This is a genomic window from Flavobacterium sp. SM15 (genome assembly GCF_022012335.1).
In the GTDB taxonomy this organism is placed as follows: Bacteria; Bacteroidota; Bacteroidia; order Flavobacteriales; family Flavobacteriaceae; genus Flavobacterium.
In genome coordinates this window covers 1-17,879 of sequence record NZ_JAKLTO010000002.1, presented here as the reverse complement: position 1 = coordinate 17,879, position 17,879 = coordinate 1, and the positions used below count along the sequence as shown (strand labels likewise).

Here is a 17,879-nt window from a genome sequence, read left to right as displayed (position 1 = left end):
TTTTTAGAGTAAATTTAACCGGTACTTTAGATAGCAATTGGCCAGTAAGCCTACTTTTTGATAATCTGGAACTCGTATTCTCGTATTTTTGATTTCTAAAGAAGGCGTTTTTTTTAGTTTTGTAAGCAGTTTTTTATAGTAAACATACGCCGTGTAAACCCCGAATTTGGCTTCTATCGGTAATTTAACGATTCCTTTTAGACCTGCGTCAAAATCGGCTTCAATTTCAGCAATAATCTGTTGTTTGGATTCTTCGTTCAGACAACTTAAATCCGTGTTAGGGAAATAGGAACGGTTGAGTTCTTCATGATCGGCTTTTAAATCCCTAAGGAAGTTTACTTTCTGAAATGCGGAGCCCAAGCGCATTGCAGAATGTTTCAGTTCCTCGTATTTTACATCATTCCCTTTTACAAATACTTTCAGACACATCAGTCCTACCACATCGGCAGAACCGTATATGTATTCTGAATATTCTTCGAAAGTGCTGTATTGTTTTTTGTATAAATCCTGTTTCATGCTTTTCATGAAGGCATTTATGAGTGATTTCGGGATATCATATTTTCGGACTGTTGCCTGAAAGGAATTCAAAACCGGATTCAGACTAATTTTATTCTCGAGTGCTTTTTCCAAATCGTCTTCAAAATAGCCAAATAAAGCTTCCTTGTCGTAATCGTGAAACGTATCGACGATTTCATCGGCAAAGCGCACAAAGCCGTAAATATTATAGATATCCTGACGAATACTGGGTGCCAACATTCGAACGGCACTCGCAAACGATGTGCTGTAGGCTTTGGTTACATTTCTACTGCATTCAAACGAAATTTGATCAAAAAGTGCTTTCATACTAGTTGATTTTCAGGTCTATAATATTTTTGAATGAGATCGCAAACCAGCTTTCCGGAAATTAATGAAGGTGGAACTCCAGGTCCGGGAACTGTCAATTGCCCTGTGAAATAAAGGTTTTCCACTTTTTTGCTTTTCAGTTTTGGTCGTAAAAAAGCGGTTTGCATCAATGTGTTAGCCATTCCGTAGGCATTACCTTTGTATGAATTGTATTCTTTAATGAAATCATTTACACAAAACGATTCTTGGAATAGGATTGATTCTCTTATACTTTGATCTGTTATTTTTTCTAGACGGGTTATTATTTTGTTGAAATAAACATTACGTAATTCTTTGGTGTCTTCTAAACCAGGTGCTAAAGGAATTAGAAAGATGCCTGCTTCACAATTACTTGGGGCAACATTCTTGTCGGTTTTCGACGGAAAACTTGCATAAAACAACGCGTCTTCCGGCCATTTTGGTGTATCATAAATTGCAGCGGCATGCGCATCGAAGTCTACATCGAAAAAGAGCGTATGATGTTCAACATTTTGTATTTTTTTGTCAAACCCTACATAAAACAGTAAGGAAGAAGGTGCAAAGATTTTTTTATCCCAATAGTTTTCCGAATAGCCTCTGTATTTTTCTGCCAAAAGACTTTCGGAATGATGATAATCGGCACCGCTAACTACAACATCACTGTAGATCTTTTCTCCATTGACAACCAGGCCTATTGCTTTTGCATCTTCTACAAGTATCTTTTGAACTTCTGAATTGGTTTTAATAGTAACACCTAATTCCTTTGCAAGGTTTTCAATCGCTAGAATCACACTGTACATCCCGTTTTTTGGATGCCAGGTTCCCAATCCAAAATCTGCATAATTCATAAAGTTATAAAACGATGGAGTGTCTGATGGTTTGGCTCCCAGAAACAAGACCGGAAATTCCAGTATCTGAATCAGTTTTTTGTGTTTGAATTGTTTACGGATGTCTTTAGAGATGTTGCTGAAAAATTGACCAACTTTTAGGGCGGTTTCAGTGGTAACCAATTCTAAAGGCGATACTCCTGGACGATAAACCAAATCTTTAATAGCGATAGTATAATTGCTTTGGGCTTCTTTTATAAAGTGTTTTAGTTTTTTACTGCTTCCTTTTTCGATGGTTTCAAAAGTATCAGCGATTTCTTCGAGGTTGTCCGCAATAATGACGAAGTCCTGAACATCAAAATATACTTTGTAGGCTGGGTTTAATTTGATTAGTTCATAATAATCAGATGGTTTTTTGTTGAAATCGGCAAAGAAGCGCTCAAAAACATCAGGCATCCAATACCAAGTTGGTCCTATGTCGAAGGTGAAACCATTTTTCTTTAATTGTCGTGCACGTCCACCAATGGTAGCATTTTTTTCGTGAAGAGTAACACGATGTCCTTGCTTTGCCAGATAGCATGCTGCTGACAAAGAAGAGAAACCGGAACCAATTATTTGTATCGTTGTTTTCATATTTTGTTTAACAAAAATAATAAAAAGTTAAACAAAATTATAAAATCTTCCGTTAAATTAATTCTGATCGAATATCTGTGATCTTAGAGAATGTTTTTATGCTCTTTGAAAGCCTATGTTCTTCAATGTATTCTGAAGATTTTAGAAACACCCAAAGTTTCGATTGATCCTGCGTCAGTAAGCTGATTTCAAACTCTTTTAAATAGTCGTTAATGGCGTCAGGACTAGGTTCGACAGTTATGTAAGTTACAAAAGTGATGTTGTTAAAACGTTTTTTAATATCTGTTAGGCATTCAATAGGAATGCTCGGTCCTAGAAAAATGGTTTTGTAACCGTTTCTCAGGATTTCATAGTTGAGGTACAGCAAGCCCAATTCATGAATCTCGTTAGGAGGAAGGAAAAGGACGTAGGTTCCTTCATTTTTTTGTGGTAAGGACTGAATTTTTTCAATATTTACAAGAAGTTTTTGTTTGATTAGATAACTGATAAAATGTTCGTGGGCAGGTGTTATGGTATCGGTTTGCCATAAAATACCTATTTCATGAAGCAATGGAATCAGTGCTTCAAAAAAAATCGCTGAAAAATCGTTGTTTTTCTCCAGGTCTTTATACGTCTTGTGGAATAATATTTCGTCAAAATTCATCATGGCCAATTTAAAATTGGAGAGCACATGACTTAAGTGATTTTCTCTTGTTGCGGTCTGTTTTACAAGTTCTGCAATTTTCTCTGGACTGAATTGGGCAATTTTTGAAATTTTATAATTGTTGTTGTATAATAAGGTAACGTTTAGCAGTTTTTGAAGATTTTCAATGTCATAATGACGAATGTTGGTTTCTGTTCGCATTGGTTCCAGTAAACCGTATCGTTTTTCCCAGATTCGAATGGTATGTGCCTTGATTCCGGAAAGGTTTTCCAGATCCTTAATGCTAAACACATTTTTAATAATGTTCATTGATTTTATTTTTTTCTTAAACAAATTTAAGAAATTATTCCCGCTTTCGTTATTTTTGTTTAGATTCAGTAACAAGGATATGAAATACGATTATATTTTTTCGGGAGCAGGTATGGCGGCTCTCATGATTTTGAATGAGATGGTTAAGGCTGATTTAACCACCGGAAAAAATATTTTAGTGCTTGAGCCTTCTGATAAAAATGACAATGACAGGACTTGGTGTTTTTGGGAATACGGGACTGGAGAATGGGATTGGGCTGTTAGTAAAACGTGGACCAAAGGTGGTTTTAAAAACAATAAGCTTCAGATTGAATGTTTTTCTGAAGAGTTCAAGTATAAGATGATTGAATCCAAAACATTCTACGGTCGAATTATAAATGAGCTGAAAGCATCTTCGACGATTGAATGGAAAAAAGAATGTGTAAAATCATTTGCTGAAACTATTGATGGGGTCGAGGTGCAGACCAATCAAAATTGTTATTCAGCCGATGTTTTGTTCAATAGTGTTTTTGATACCAATCGTTTGAAAAATAATACCAGGTATCCTTTGCTTTTACAGCATTTTAAGGGCTGGTTTGTAAAAACAACACAACCGTTTTTTGATAGCAATAGTGTTGTTTTTATGGATTTTTCGGTGCTGCAGAAAGGGAATACACGTTTTATGTATGTTTTGCCTGTTTCGCAAACAGAAGCTTTGGTGGAGTATACTCTTTTTTCTGCTGATGTTTTAAACGATCAAGCGTATGTTGCTGAAATCAAAAGCTATTTGGAGCAAAAAGGGATTTTTGATTATCAAATCACCAGACAAGAAAGCGGCATCATACCAATGTCTGTTTTTCCGTTATGGACGCTTAATTCAAAACGAATTTTAAATATTGGCTCCGCCGGAGGATGGACAAAAGCGAGTACGGGCTATACTTTTAAAAATTCTGTGAAGTATTCCAAAAAAGTAGTGGAGGTCTTGAAAAAAAACATCATTGATTTCAGAACGTTTTATAAACCAAATCGTTTTACTTTTTATGATAGTTTGTTTGTTTCGGTTTTATTTGAAAGGAATGAATTAGGATATGAGTTGTTTTCAGGAATGTTCTCTAAGGTAAAGCCAGAGTTGATTTTTAAATTTTTAGATGAAAAAACAACGTTTTTTGAGGAGTTGTCAGTAATTTGGAATTGCCCGAAGCGTCCTTTTCTGAAAGCTTTAGTGAACTATATACTTAAAAAATGACTATTGTCTCTAATTGGGTGTTGCAATTGCGTTAGTAAAAGCTAAATAATTTGCCTAATTAGACATTTTAAGAGCTGTATTTTTAAAACAGATAATTTTATTGATCCTACAAAGTTCCGCTTTGAAAATTAAAACAACTCAAAAGCGTAAAAGTAAACTTTACGCTTTTGTTTATGTTTCAATTTATTTGTGACCACGATGGGATTCGAACCCATACGCCTTGCAGCACCACCCCCTCAAGATGGCGAGTCTACCAATTTCTCCACGTGGCCGTAAATAAAAAAAGTCAAACAATACTGTTTGACTTTTATGTTTTTTAAGGATTAACTTCGTTGATCCCTCAAGGCTCCGCCTTGAAAATCAAAACAACTCAAAATCTTAAAAGTAAACTTTACGCTTTTGCTTATGTTTTAATTTATTCGTGACCCGGCTGGGATTCGAACCCAGGACCCCATCATTAAAAGTGATGTGCTCTACCAGCTGAGCTACCGAGTCGTTGCATTCAGGAAATGAAAAAGGTCATTTTTGTGACCCGGCTGGGATTCGAACCCAGGACCCCATCATTAAAAGTGATGTGCTCTACCAGCTGAGCTACCGAGTCTGTAATCATTTCCTGATTGCGGGTGCAAATATAAGGCGTATTATTTATTTTCCAAGGGAAATTTATTATAAATTTGACTTTTTTTTAAAGGAATTTGGTAAGCGCTTAATTTATAAGGTTTTATTGTGATGAAAAAAATTATCTTGGTTGGGTATATGGGGTCCGGGAAGACTACAATTGGTAAATTATTGGCTGAAAAAACTGAAATTCCTTTTTTTGATCTGGATGCAATCATCGAAAAAAACACCCAAAAAACAATTTCTCAACTTTTTACAGATGAAGGAGAGATCAAATTTCGAAAATTAGAACATCAAACGCTGAAAACTTTTTTAGAGAAGCATGAAACTTTTGTGCTAAGTCTTGGGGGAGGAACTCCATGTTATGCGAACAATCATGAAGTCCTTTTGCCTGGAAACGTATTTTCCTTCTATTTAAAGGCTTCAATAAAGAAAATTGTAGAAAGAGTTGCCTCAGAAAAAAAACATCGCCCCTTGTTGGCCAATAAGAGCGATGCGGAATTAGAAGATTTTATTGCGAAACATCTTTTTGAAAGAAGCTATTTCTATCATCAGGCTAAAGTAGTTATTGATGTAGATGATAAATCACCGCAAGTCATAACTGAGGAAATTATTACCAGCTTAACTTAAATAAGCATATTGGTCTTCTCCTTCAAAAACAACTTGTATGTGCTCCTGAAGTGAAGTAGATAAGGATAAACCTTTAAAATCAGCTTTTACAGGGTATTTTTTATGATTACGGTCTACGAGTACCGCAGTTTTGAATTTTTTCAAAGGAACATCTAAAAAATGCTTTACACCATAGATTAATGTAGTGCCTGAGTTTAAAACATCGTCTATAAGTACCAATCCTTTATTCTGATATTCTTCTTTTGGGATGGAAGTGCGAATTTCATCCTGAGGATTATTTTTGTTAATCTCTACCTCACATAAGGTAACTTTCAAATCGGAAATCTGCTCCAGTTCCTTTTTTATTTTATTGGCAAACGTGAATCCGCTGTTGGCAATTCCGGCTAAAACTACTTCGTTTTCATCGGCGAAAGTTTCATAAATCTGAAAGGCAATGCGTTTGGTTTTATGCTGGATTTCTTCTTTGGTTAAGATGATGTTTTTCATGTTGTGTTGTTTGTTTTTGAATCGACTCTAAAGTGTTTTAAATTCAACCCAAAAGTAACGAATTTTTAAGAAAGAGACTTTTTTACAATTGTAAATATTATTTGAGCTGAAGGATAAAGAATAGCTCTTTTTCGGCTCGTGGTTTTATTGAATTGTATGCGGGTTCTAATACTTTAATGTCGAATTTTTCTGAAAACAAGTTTTCGTATTCTGTTTTGCTTCCGCCAAATGGAGGACCTTCTGCAGTAAGTGGAAAATCGAAAAGCAATCCGAAGAGTTTTCCTTTTTTATTTAACAATTCGCTCATTTTCTTTGCATAATCTTTGCGTAATTCAGGCGATAAGGCGCAAAAGAAGGTTTGTTCCATGATCAAATCGAATGTGTTATCCAATTCAAAAAAATTGGTTTGTAAAAGTTGTTCGCTGGGAAAATCAGGAAAACGTTTTTTGATGTTTTGCAGCGGAGTTTCGGCAAAATCGACAACAAAAACATTGGTAAATCCTTTAGAAAGCAAATAATCTAATTCATACGCGTTGCCTGCTCCCGGAATCAGTATTTTTAAGGATTTGTCCTGAATCTGGTCTATGTATTCTTTTAAAGGTGTGGTGATTTGACCAACATCCCAGCCGGTTTCCTTATTTTGGTAACGGTTTTCCCAATAGTGGCTATTCAGTTTCGTTTTCATGGTCTTCGGAATCAAAATCAAGAGAATAATCGTCAATGTCCCTACGGTCTTTTTTGGTCGGGCGCCCGGTTCCTTTAGCTCGGTAATGTTCTTTAGAGAGACGAAGCAGTTCCAGATGTTCAAAAGCTTCTGCCGGTGTTTCGTCTTTTCGGTAAATATCTACGAGTTTAGCACCAACGCGATTTTGCGGGATGTCTAAAACGATCAGAACGTAATTAATCTGGTCTTTTCGTAAGGTAATCTTATCGGATGGGAACACATCTCTTGAAGGTTTAGCCTCCTGACCGTTGATGGTAATGTGTCCTTTTTTACAGGCTTCAGTGGCAATACTGCGGGTTTTGTAATAGCGCACACACCACAAATATTTGTCAATCCTCATCGGAATTCGTTAAAATCATTGTTAATAATAGTACAAAAATAAAGTAAAATTGTATCTTGCGCCATTAAAATTACTAATAATGAAGATCGCTTATAAAATAGCTTGTTTTTTCCTTTTTGCAGTTTTTTTTACAGCTTGTAAGAAAGACGATGGTGGGACATCATATACTCCCCCAAGACCTTATGCAGAGGTTTATCCGGAAGATTTAGCAAAAATTGAAGACTACTTGCAAAACCATTATGTAACCTATAATGAAGTAGATAATGGGGACGGAACCAAAGATATTACTAATGTTGTTATTGGTAAAATTGATACAGGTACTCCTCAAACACCTATTAAAGACCACCCGCTTTTAACGTTTATGACCGTTAAATTGCATGGCTTAGAATATAAGGTTTACTATTTGAATTTATTTCAGGGTTATCCGGAGGATCCAGCGGTTTATAACAACGGAGGAAAAACTCCATGTGCCGTGGATAAAATTTTAACAACCTACAAAGGGATGTTGCTTGATGATACTGTTTTCGATCAAAGACCAAATTCAGTAAACATCAATCTTTATGAGACTATTTTAGGGTGGCAGTATATTTTTCCTAAATTTAGAAGTGGTAAGAATACTCTAAATTCTGAAGGGGTGTTAACTCATAAGGCTTATGGGGCTGGTGTGGTGTTTTTACCGTCAGGTTTGGGGTATTATGAGAGAGCTGTTGGTGATATTACCGCATACTCTCCTTTGGTTTTCATTTTTAACCTTAATAATGTTACACATTTAGATACGGATTTAGATGGTGTAGAGTCGCACTTTGAATTTAATTATAATGCTGATGGGACATTACAAGATACCGATGGTGATGGTATTCCGGATTACAGAGATATTGATGATGATAATGACGGGTATTTAACCAAAGATGAAATTACTCATACGGTAACTATAAAGAATAATAATGGTGTAGTTCAATCTGTAAACAGGTATGTGTATCCTTTTAACGGTGCTGCGGCGAATGATCCTGCAACTATTTATGTGGATGACACTCAGGGGATTCCTGATTGTTCGGGGGATTATGCAACTCCAACCAGAAAAAGAAGGCATTTAGATAAAAATTGTTTTACTACGATTAATTTAGATATTATTCAATAAGATATAAATAAAAAAAATCCCGCTCATTGAGCGGGATTTTTTTATTATTAATAATGAGATTATTTTCTCTTCATTACTTTTTCTACAGCTTCCACAATCGCCTGATTGTTTAACTTGTACTTGTCCATTAATTGCTCAGGTGTTCCGGATTCTCCAAAACTGTCGTTAACGGCAACAAATTCCTGTGGTTTTGGATTGTTTAAGGAAAGAACTCTTGAAACGCTTTCTCCTAAGCCTCCTAAAATATTGTGCTCTTCTGCAGTTACTACACAACCTGTTTTAGCAACAGATTTTAAGATTGCTTCTTCATCCAAAGGTTTGATGGTGTGGATGTTGATAACTTCAGCAGAAATTCCTTTTGCTTCCAAAGTTTCAGCAGCAATTAAAGCTTCCCAAACCAAGTGACCTGTTGCAATGATTGTTACATCGGTTCCTTCGTTTAATAGGATTGCTTTTCCAATTACGAATGGCTCATCTGCAGGAGTGAAATTAGGAACAACCGGACGTCCGAAACGTAAATAAGCCGGCCCATGATGATCTGCAAGTGCAATGGTTGCAGCTTTAGTTTGGTTGTAATCACAAGTATTGATTACTGTCATTCCCGGTAACATTTTCATTAAACCGATATCTTCTAAAATCTGGTGCGTTGCTCCGTCTTCTCCTAAAGTTAAACCGGCGTGAGAAGCACAGATTTTTACGTTTTTATCAGAATAAGCCACAGACTGACGAATCTGATCGTAAACACGTCCTGTAGAGAAGTTGGCGAAAGTTCCCGTGAAAGGAATTTTTCCTCCAATAGTTAAACCGGCAGCAATTCCTATCATGTTTGCCTCAGCAATTCCGATCTGGAAAAAACGCTCCGGGTGATTTTTTTTGAAATCGTCAAATTTTAAAGAACCAATCAAATCGGCACACAAAGCAACCACATTTTCGTTCTTCTGACCTAGTTCGGTCATACCAGCTCCGAAACCGGAACGGGTGTCTTTACTTCCTGTATTTGTATATTTTTTCATTTTGTTTTTTAATTGAAAGAGTTAAAAACTGAAAGGTTTGTATGTTCTGTTGTCAGAACTTTAAAGCATCAATTTTTATCCTAGTAATCTACTTCGTCTTCAGAATAGTTTTGAGCCAATGCGCTTGCCAATTGCTCGTCATTCGGAGCTTTACCGTGCCAAGCGTGTGTATGCATCATAAAATCAACTCCGTGTCCCATTTCAGTATGTAACAATACACAAACCGGTTTACCTTTTCCTGATAAAGATTTGGCATGGTTCATTCCGTTGATGATGGCCTCAATGTTGTTACCTTCTTTAATTTCAACTACATCCCAGTCAAAAGCTACAAATTTCGCTTTTAAATCGCCCATGTTTAGTACCTCGTCTGTAGAACCGTCGATTTGTTTTCCGTTTAAATCTACAGTAGCAATCAGGTTATCTACTTTTTTAGCCGAAGCATACATGATTGCTTCCCAGTTTTGACCTTCCTGCAATTCACCGTCACCGGTTAAGATGTACACCAAGTGGTTATCGTTATTTAATTTTTTAGCCTGAGCCGCTCCAATGGCAACCGAAAGACCTTGTCCTAATGAACCTGATGCCATTCGAATTCCAGGTAGTCCTTCATGTGTAGTTGGGTGGCCCTGTAATCTGGAATTTAATTTTCTGAAAGTAGCTAATTCTTTCACTGGGAAATATCCGCTACGTGCTAAAACGCTGTAGAAAACCGGTGAAATGTGTCCGTTGGACAAGAAGAAGATGTCTTCTTCAATACCGTTCATGTCAAATTCCGGTTTGCGCTCCATTAAGTGTTTGTAAAGCACTACAAGAAACTCTGTACAGCCTAAAGATCCTCCAGGGTGACCTGAATTTACCGCGTGAACCATACGAAGAATATCTCTTCTTACCTGAATCGTTAAATTGCTTAATTGTTGAATGTTAGGTTTCATTTTGAAAGTAAAAGTTAAACAGTTGCAAAGATAATCAGATAATTGGGATTTTGACTATTTGTTGATGGGGTAATTCCATTATTGAGGATTTGAAAATTAATTTAAAGGATTAACATTGTTTTTAACTCGCAATTGACAATTGGTAATTTGTAATTGTTTTATCTTTGCCGATTGTAAAATGTATATATGAAGTTCGATTTAGTACAAAAAGACCCACAAACAAAGGCGAGAGCCGGATTTGTAACCACTGATCACGGAGTTATTGAAACTCCGATTTTTATGCCTGTGGGAACTGTAGCCTCTGTAAAAGGAGTGCACCAACGTGAATTAAAAGACGATATCAACCCGGATATCATCTTAGGAAATACTTATCACTTATACCTGCGTCCGCAAACCCAAATTTTGGAAAAAGCGGGTGGATTGCACAAATTCATGAATTGGGATCGTAATATTTTGACCGATTCAGGAGGATATCAGGTATATTCCCTTTCTTCGAACAGAAAAATCAAAGAAGAAGGAGTGAAGTTCAAATCGCACATTGACGGTTCGTACCATTTCTTTTCACCGGAAAACGTAATGGAGATCCAGCGTACTATTGGTGCTGATATCATTATGGCTTTTGATGAGTGTACGCCTTATCCGTGTGATTATCATTATGCAAGACGTTCCATGCACATGACCCACCGTTGGTTAGACCGATGCATCAATCATTTGGAAAAACTTCCTTTTAAATATGGTTATGAACAAACGTTTTTCCCGATTGTTCAGGGAAGTACTTATAAAGATTTAAGGGCGCAATCAGCTGAATATATTGCTGGTGTTGGAGCCCAAGGGAACGCCATCGGAGGACTTTCCGTTGGAGAACCTGCTGAAGAAATGTACGCGATGACCGAAGTGGTTACTGCAATTCTTCCGGAAGACAAACCCCGATATTTGATGGGAGTAGGAACGCCAATTAATATCTTGGAAAACATCGCTTTAGGAATTGATATGTTCGATTGTGTAATGCCTACACGTAACGCCCGTAACGGAATGTTGTTTACGGCCAACGGTACCATCAACATCAAAAATAAAAAATGGGCCGATGATTTTTCTCCAATTGATGAAATGGGACACACTTTCGTAGATACAGAATACACCAAAGCTTATTTACGCCATTTGTTTGCTGCCGATGAATACCTTGGTAAGCAAATTGCAACAATCCACAACTTAGGTTTTTACATGTGGTTGGTTCGTGAGGCAAGAAAGCATATCTTAGCTGGAGATTTCCGTCAGTGGAAAGAGATGATGGTTAAAAACATGAGTCAGCGACTTTAATTTTCTGTGACCCGGATGAAAATAATCGATAAATACATTTTAAAGCGTTATCTGACAACTTTTTCGGTAATGTTATTGCTTTTTATTCCCATCGGAATAGTGATTGATGTTTCTGAAAAAGTAAATAAGATGATTGAAAATAAGGTGCCGTTCGGAGAAGTTCTGACCTATTATCTTAATTTTACGATTTATTTTGCCAATATGCTTTTCCCGATTTTCCTGTTTTTATCGGTAATTTGGTTTACATCAAAATTGGCAAATAACACTGAGATTATTGCTATTTTGAGTTCCGGGATTTCTTTTACGCGTTTTTTAAGACCTTATCTTATTGGTGCAACCGTAGTGTCTTTATTTGCAGCGCTAATGGCCTTTGTTTTGGTTCCGAAAGCCAGTAAAGGGTATAATGATTTTCGGTACACTTATTTGAAAAACAATCCGAAAGTTCGTGAAAATCAGGATGTTTATCGTCAAATTAGTAAAGACGAATTCATTTATGTGAGTAACTTCAATTATATGTCTAAAATGGGATTTAACTTCTCCCTTGAAAAATTTAAAGACAGTAAATTGGAATATAAAATCACAGCAAGCAGGATTAAATGGAACGAAGCAGACAGTACCTATACTTTATTTGATTATAAAAAAAGATACGTCGGTGATTTAAATGATAATTTAGAAGCTCAAGGACAGAAAGATTTAGAGTTTGATTTCGATCTTGACGATTTAACACCGGTGGTTTACATTGCTGAAACCATGACTTTAGGAGAGTTAAACAAGTTTATTGAAAAAGAAAAGGCACGAGGTTCTTCAGATATTGATCGCTATTTGGTGGTTAAGTATAAGAAGTATAGTTTGCCGGTTTCGGCTTTTATTTTAACCATTATTGCGGTGGCGGTTTCGTCGATGAAGCGTAGAGGCGGAATGGGAGTCAATCTGGCTTTGGGAATTTCTTTGGCTTTTACCTTTATTTTCTTTGATAAAGTTTTTGGAACTTTGGCCGAAGCTTCCAGTATTTCGCCACTAATTGCAGTTTGGTTGCCAAACGTTCTTTTTGGAATTTTAGCTATTTATCTACTTCGAAATGCCAAACGATAAACTAAAAAGCTACTTTCATCTCCATTTGATTGTTTTCGTTTGGGGGTTTACTGCAGTTTTAGGGAAGCTTATTACATTAGATGCTTTATCTTTAGTATGGTATCGAATGTTGATAGCGGTTTCAATAATCTTCTTTTACATTAAATTAAGAAAAATTTCACTAGTGCTTACCAAACGAATGCTGGTTGCTTTTCTTATTTCAGGATTGGTGATTGCTTTGCACTGGTTTACTTTTTTTCAGGCGATTAAAGTTTCCAATATTTCAGTTACGCTGGCTTGTTTATCTACAGGGGCTTTATTTGCAGCGATTCTCGAACCTGTTTTCTACGGAAAAAAGATTGTTTTATATGAAGTTCTGTTCGGACTTTTGGTGGTTTTTGGCCTTGGGATAATTTTTAAAGTAGAGGGGAATTACGTGGAAGGGATTTTGCTAGCGCTTACCTCGGCATTTTTATCGGCATCTTTTTCAGTAATTAACGGGAAGTTTGCTAAATCCAACGACGCAGCTGTCATTACCTTTTATGAGTTATTGGGAGGTGTAGGGTTCTTTTCCATTTACCTTCTTTTCAACGGAAGTTTTACTACAGATTTTTTCAAAATTTCCATGAATGATTTGCTTTGGCTGCTGGTATTAGGGTCAGTCTGTACAGCGTATGCTTTTTTGGCTTCTGTAAAAGTGATGAAATTTCTAACGCCTTATACGGTCATGCTAACCATCAATCTTGAACCGATTTACGGGATCATTTTAGGGGTTTTGGTCTTTAAGGAAAGCGAAAAAATGAGTTCTGAATTTTACATTGGAGCTTCAATAATATTAGCCACCGTAGTATTGAATGGGATCATGAAAAACTACAAAAAGAGAAAAACTAATTAAGAAATAGTTTCCGCAATGTGAAATGAAAATTTTATCTTTGCATTTCAAACTAAAACCAAAGATTAAAACAAAATGGAATATTTAGATTTTGAACTTCCAATTAAAGAGCTTGAAGAGCAATTGGATAAATGCCAAATCATTGGGCAGGAGTCGGATGTAGACGTTACCAGTACCTGCAAACAAATCGAAAAGAAATTAGAAGAAACCAAAAAGAATATATATAAGAATCTTACGGCTTGGCAGCGTGTTCAAATGTCGCGTCACCCAAACCGTCCTTATACTTTAGAGCACATTTCGAACCTTACCAACGATACTTTTCTGGAATTGTTCGGAGATAGAGGTGTGAAAGACGATAAAGCAATGGTAGGCGGACTAGGTAAAATCAACGGCCAGTCGTTTATGATTATCGGTCAGCAAAAAGGGATCAATACTAAAATGCGCCAGTTGCGTAATTTTGGTATGGCAAATCCTGAAGGCTACCGCAAAGCGCTTCGTTTAATGAAGATGGCCGAAAAATTCAACATTCCTGTCTTAACATTGGTAGATACACCGGGAGCTTATCCAGGTTTAGAAGCAGAAGAAAGAGGACAAGGAGAAGCCATTGCCAGAAATATTTTTGAGATGCTGCGTTTGAAAGTGCCGATTGTTACTGTAATCATTGGTGAAGGAGCATCTGGTGGAGCCTTAGGAATTGGTGTTGGTGACCGCGTTTATATGATGGAAAACACTTGGTATTCGGTTATTTCACCGGAATCTTGTTCGTCTATTTTATGGAGAAGCTGGGAATATAAAGAGAAAGCCGCAGAAGCTTTAAAATTAACAGCTAAAGACATGAAAGAAAACAAGCTAATCGACGGTATTATCCCGGAACCACTTGGAGGGGCACACCGTGATAAGGTTACTGCTTTCGAGAATGTTAAGCAATATGTTATGAATGCTTTTAACGAGTTGAAAGATTTATCAACAACTGATCTAGTGGCTCAGAGAATGGATAAATACTGCAACATGGGCGAGTATAAAGAGTAAAATCAATTGCTCACAAGATATAGAGTCCGAGGCCTTACCGCTTCGGATTTTTTTTGACTTATTAACAATAAATGATGAGTTATGAACATTGGTTTATTAACAACTCAAATTTAATTTTTGCAAAAATTGGCTAATTTAGCACCATGGAAAACCTCAGAAATATAAACCCCGTTAAAGTTGATAAAACTACCATTATCAACCTGGAAAAAGGCAAGCTGCCGCCTCAAGCCCTAGACCTTGAAGAAGCTGTGCTTGGCGCAATGATGATTGACAAAAAAGGGGTAGATGAGGTAATCGATATTTTAAGCCCTGAGGCGTTTTACAAAGACGCTCACAAATACATTTTTGAGGCAATCGTTCAATTGTTTAACGATACGCAGCCCATCGACTTATTAACCGTTTCGGCTCAGTTAAAAAAGAATGCAAAATTGGAGCTTTCCGGTGGTGATTTTTACCTGATTCAGCTTACCCAGAAAATTTCATCTTCGGCACACATCGAATTTCACTCGCGCATTATCCTTCAGAAATTTATTCAGCGCAGTTTGATTCGTATTTCTTCAGAAATTATTGAAGAATCGTATGATGAAACCACCGATGTTTTTGATTTGCTCGACAAAGCCGAATCCCGTTTGTACGAGGTAACGCAAGGAAACATCAAAAGAAGTTCGGAAACGGCGCAAAGTTTGGTTATTCAGGCGAAAAAAAGAATTGAAGAAATTGCTAATAAAGAAGGATTGAGCGGAATTCCAACCGGTTTTCACGATTTGGACAAACTGACTTCCGGATGGCAACCTTCGGATTTGATCATTATCGCGGCACGTCCGGGTATGGGTAAGACCGCGTTCGTATTATCGATGGCTCGAAATATGGCGATTGATGCGGGAGCACCGGTTGCATTGTTTTCCTTGGAGATGTCCTCCGTACAGTTAATTACCCGTTTGATTTCTTCAGAAACAGGACTTTCTTCGGAAAAACTAAGAACCGGAAAATTAGAAAAACACGAATGGGAACAGCTTTCCATCAAAGTAAAAGATTTGGAGAAAGCCCCTTTATATATTGATGATACGCCTTCGCTTTCTATTTTCGATTTGCGTGCTAAAGCCCGTCGTTTGGCTTCTCAATATGGAATTAAGATGATCGTAATTGATTACCTTCAGTTAATGACCGCTGGAGGAAACGGAAAAGGAGGAGGAAACCGTGAGCAGGAAATCTCGACCATTTCCCGAAACTTAAAGGCTTTGGCAAAAGAGTTGAATGTTCCGGTAATTGCACTTTCGCAGTTGTCGCGTGCCGTTGAAACGCGTGGAGCCAGTAAAAGACCACTACTTTCCGACTTGAGGGAATCAGGAGCTATTGAGCAGGATGCGGACATTGTATCGTTCATTTATCGTCCTGAATATTATAAAATTGATGAATGGGATGATGAAGAGCGCACACCAACTCAAGGTCAGGCAGAGTTTATCGTGGCAAAACACCGTAACGGAGGATTGGATAACATTCGTTTAAAATTTATCGGAAGTTTGGGTAAATTTGACAATCTTGACGATTTTGGTTCTCCTTTCGACGCAATGCCTTCCCGTATGAATATGGATGACAATCCGTTTATTACACCTAATTTGCCAAGTCCAAATGAAGCGTTTGGAAGCAACATGAATTCTTTTGATGATGATAGTGATGTTCCTTTTTAATGGAATTTTTTAACAATAAAATGAAAAGCTGTCCTTTTGAGACAGCTTTCTTTTTTAGTGGCAAAGTAAGTGATTAAAACGATGCTTTTGCGTTGACAAAATTATCAGTTGTCTGGATAATATCTCCATTTTCATTGAACATGATACCGCCACTTCGTTTGTTGGTTGCCAATTGAATGTTCAGGATGATACGGTTTAGAACAACTCTTTGACCATTGATAACTACAGAAGTAGGAGCCATATCAGACATAAAATCTAAATAACCCTGGATTCCTAGCGGATGCAATGTGATATTTACATCACAATTATCGATTGATACTAATTGTGCTAATCCCATGTTGGTGTCGAAATTCCAAGAATAAGAAAAGACACAATTTGCGTTTGCAATAACTGGTTTGTCGCCTTTATACAAATGGCTTAATACTAATGAAAATGTTGCTTGTGAAGGAACTTCTCCAGCCACAACTTCGTTTTGCAGTTTTTGTTCTGACATGATTTTACTTTTAATTGGTTGATTGTTTATGATTATTGATTTAATAGTTTCTAGATCAAATCTATTAATAAGTTTAAGGACGGTTATGAGTGAAAATACCTGTTTTTGCTGTCAGTAATGAGATTGCAGAAAAAAAACGAGCACGTTTATAAGCGTACTCGTTTTTATAATTTATGTTGATCTTCTTTTAATTAAGAATGATCTTCTTATTTACTTTTACACCTTCTTTTGTATTTCCAGACAAGTGATAAATTCCTTTTGCAACGTTTTCAAGTTCAATAGTTTTTTCAATTCCTGAAATTACATCAACTGTTCGAACAATTTGTCCTAATTGATTCATAATTTGAAATTGGCCATCAAAACTTGATTTAATAGTTATGATTCCGTTGCTAGGATTAGGATAAACCACAAAATTGGTATTAGATTCAAAATCAACAGCTCCTAAAACAGTTGTACAAAATGAAGTAACTGAACAGCTTCCCATTGTAATAATTACTGCATAATCGCCACTAACTGTTGGTGTGAAATTTTGGTTTGTTTCACCTGGAAGTACTGCATTTCCATTAGTACAGTCAATCCACTGATAAGTAGCACCAACTTGGTTTGCGGTTAGCATTGTACTACTTAAAGTTATTGAGTTGTCAAGGATAGCTGGTTGAGTAATAGTAAAAGTACTTGTTGTTTGACAAGAGTTAGCATCCGTAATAGTACAAGTGTATGTCCCGGCAGCTAGTCCTGAAGCAGTTGGAGCAGTTCCACCTGAAGGAGACCAAGAATACGTATAAGCTCCTGTTCCTCCAGTTACACTAACTGTTGCTGATCCGTTGGCAGCTCCATTACAAGATACATTTATATGTGAATTTGTAATATTAAAAGCTGAAGGTTCAGTGATTGTAAAAGATTGCGTTGTTTGACATGAATTCGCATCTGTGATGGTACAAGTGTAAGTTCCTGCCGCTAATCCAGAAGCGGTTGCAGCCGTTCCTCCTGAAGGTGACCAAGAATACGTA

18 protein-coding genes and 3 tRNA genes are annotated in these 17,879 nt (G+C 36.8%); 8 read left to right on the top strand and 13 right to left on the bottom strand.

Translation table 11 applies throughout. The annotated features are described in order from the left end of the window. Positions 1 to 3 precede the first annotated feature (3 nt). From LZZ90_RS02955 to LZZ90_RS02945, 3 genes are read right to left on the bottom strand one after another with little or no spacing between them, the layout of a single operon-like run. On the bottom strand, positions 4 to 843 hold the full coding sequence (locus tag LZZ90_RS02955) for a phytoene/squalene synthase family protein (RefSeq protein WP_237789206.1): 840 nt from the start codon (positions 841 to 843) through the stop codon (positions 4 to 6). After that, complete coding sequence (locus LZZ90_RS02950) at positions 840 to 2,321, bottom strand: NAD(P)/FAD-dependent oxidoreductase (protein WP_237789205.1); 1,482 nt, start codon at positions 2,319 to 2,321, stop codon at positions 840 to 842. The genes LZZ90_RS02955 and LZZ90_RS02950 overlap by 4 nt, the downstream gene beginning before the upstream one ends. A gap of 52 nt (positions 2,322 to 2,373) precedes the next feature. After that, positions 2,374 to 3,273: a MerR family transcriptional regulator gene (locus LZZ90_RS02945; RefSeq protein ID WP_237789204.1), complete on the bottom strand. Its 900-nt coding sequence runs from the start codon at positions 3,271 to 3,273 to the stop codon at positions 2,374 to 2,376. A gap of 79 nt (positions 3,274 to 3,352) precedes the next feature. Between LZZ90_RS02945 and LZZ90_RS02940 the strand changes: the two genes are divergently transcribed. Beyond that, complete coding sequence (locus LZZ90_RS02940; protein ID WP_237789203.1) at positions 3,353 to 4,498, top strand: lycopene cyclase family protein; 1,146 nt, start codon at positions 3,353 to 3,355, stop codon at positions 4,496 to 4,498. Between the two features lie 190 nt (positions 4,499 to 4,688). On the opposite strand, the gene LZZ90_RS02935 is transcribed toward LZZ90_RS02940, so the two are convergent. The 3 genes from LZZ90_RS02935 to LZZ90_RS02925 all read right to left on the bottom strand — a co-directional run bounded on the left by LZZ90_RS02935 (position 4,689) and on the right by LZZ90_RS02925 (position 5,099). Beyond that, positions 4,689 to 4,770, bottom strand: a tRNA-Leu gene (locus LZZ90_RS02935). A 150-nt stretch (positions 4,771 to 4,920) separates the two neighbouring features. Then, positions 4,921 to 4,993: transfer RNA gene (locus LZZ90_RS02930), tRNA-Lys, on the bottom strand. Positions 4,994 to 5,026: 33 nt separating this feature from the next. After that, positions 5,027 to 5,099 (bottom strand) — tRNA-Lys (locus LZZ90_RS02925). Between the two features lie 128 nt (positions 5,100 to 5,227). Here LZZ90_RS02925 and LZZ90_RS02920 point away from each other — a divergent pair. Then, on the top strand, positions 5,228 to 5,746 hold the full coding sequence (locus tag LZZ90_RS02920; protein WP_237789202.1) for a shikimate kinase: 519 nt from the start codon (positions 5,228 to 5,230) through the stop codon (positions 5,744 to 5,746). On the opposite strand, the gene LZZ90_RS02915 is transcribed toward LZZ90_RS02920, so the two are convergent. The 3 genes from LZZ90_RS02915 to LZZ90_RS02905 all read right to left on the bottom strand — a co-directional run bounded on the left by LZZ90_RS02915 (position 5,738) and on the right by LZZ90_RS02905 (position 7,296). Then, positions 5,738 to 6,232, bottom strand: a complete 495-nt coding sequence (locus LZZ90_RS02915) for a phosphoribosyltransferase family protein (protein ID WP_237789201.1) — start codon at positions 6,230 to 6,232, stop codon at positions 5,738 to 5,740. The two genes, LZZ90_RS02920 and LZZ90_RS02915, sit on opposite strands and share 9 nt — an antisense overlap. 97 nt (positions 6,233 to 6,329) lie before the next feature. Then, entirely contained in the window at positions 6,330 to 6,917 is a 588-nt protein-coding gene (locus tag LZZ90_RS02910; RefSeq protein ID WP_237789200.1) for a methyltransferase domain-containing protein, read from the bottom strand. Beyond that, positions 6,898 to 7,296 (bottom strand): RNA-binding S4 domain-containing protein, encoded by a 399-nt coding sequence (locus tag LZZ90_RS02905; RefSeq protein WP_237789199.1) that lies wholly within the window; start codon positions 7,294 to 7,296, stop codon positions 6,898 to 6,900. The genes LZZ90_RS02910 and LZZ90_RS02905 overlap by 20 nt, the downstream gene beginning before the upstream one ends. Before the next feature lie 79 nt (positions 7,297 to 7,375). On the opposite strand from LZZ90_RS02905, the gene LZZ90_RS02900 reads away from it, so the two are divergent. After that, a complete protein-coding gene (locus LZZ90_RS02900) occupies positions 7,376 to 8,434 on the top strand; it encodes an FKBP-type peptidyl-prolyl cis-trans isomerase (RefSeq protein WP_237789198.1) in 1,059 nt (352 codons plus the stop codon). A 59-nt stretch (positions 8,435 to 8,493) separates the two neighbouring features. Here the strand turns inward: LZZ90_RS02900 and LZZ90_RS02895 are convergent, their stop codons facing one another. After that, complete coding sequence (locus LZZ90_RS02895; RefSeq protein WP_237789197.1) at positions 8,494 to 9,447, bottom strand: transketolase family protein; 954 nt, start codon at positions 9,445 to 9,447, stop codon at positions 8,494 to 8,496. Positions 9,448 to 9,527: 80 nt separating this feature from the next. Further along, a complete protein-coding gene (locus LZZ90_RS02890) occupies positions 9,528 to 10,379 on the bottom strand; it encodes a transketolase (protein WP_237789196.1) in 852 nt (283 codons plus the stop codon). A 186-nt stretch (positions 10,380 to 10,565) separates the two neighbouring features. Here LZZ90_RS02890 and tgt point away from each other — a divergent pair, with 186 nt between their 5' ends. The 5 genes from tgt to dnaB all read left to right on the top strand — a co-directional run bounded on the left by tgt (position 10,566) and on the right by dnaB (position 16,376). Next, a complete protein-coding gene (gene tgt / locus LZZ90_RS02885) occupies positions 10,566 to 11,696 on the top strand; it encodes a tRNA guanosine(34) transglycosylase Tgt (protein WP_237789195.1) in 1,131 nt (376 codons plus the stop codon). Between the two features lie 15 nt (positions 11,697 to 11,711). Continuing rightward, entirely contained in the window at positions 11,712 to 12,788 is a 1,077-nt protein-coding gene (locus LZZ90_RS02880; protein WP_237789194.1) for an LptF/LptG family permease, read from the top strand. Further along, a complete protein-coding gene (locus tag LZZ90_RS02875; protein WP_237789193.1) occupies positions 12,775 to 13,662 on the top strand; it encodes a DMT family transporter in 888 nt (295 codons plus the stop codon). The genes LZZ90_RS02880 and LZZ90_RS02875 overlap by 14 nt, the downstream gene beginning before the upstream one ends. A 72-nt stretch (positions 13,663 to 13,734) precedes the next feature. Next, positions 13,735 to 14,688: an acetyl-CoA carboxylase carboxyltransferase subunit alpha gene (locus LZZ90_RS02870; protein WP_237789192.1), complete on the top strand. Its 954-nt coding sequence runs from the start codon at positions 13,735 to 13,737 to the stop codon at positions 14,686 to 14,688. Between the two features lie 143 nt (positions 14,689 to 14,831). Further along, complete coding sequence (dnaB, locus tag LZZ90_RS02865; RefSeq protein WP_237789191.1) at positions 14,832 to 16,376, top strand: replicative DNA helicase; 1,545 nt, start codon at positions 14,832 to 14,834, stop codon at positions 16,374 to 16,376. A 73-nt stretch (positions 16,377 to 16,449) separates the two neighbouring features. Here the strand turns inward: dnaB and LZZ90_RS02860 are convergent, their stop codons facing one another. After that, the gene (locus LZZ90_RS02860; protein WP_237789190.1) at positions 16,450 to 16,869 is read right to left on the bottom strand and encodes a hypothetical protein; all 420 of its coding nucleotides are present in this window, start codon (positions 16,867 to 16,869) and stop codon (positions 16,450 to 16,452) included. 187 nt (positions 16,870 to 17,056) lie between these two features. Then, the coding region (locus LZZ90_RS02855; protein ID WP_237789189.1) for a T9SS type A sorting domain-containing protein at positions 17,057 to 17,879 on the bottom strand (823 nt) is incomplete at its 5' end.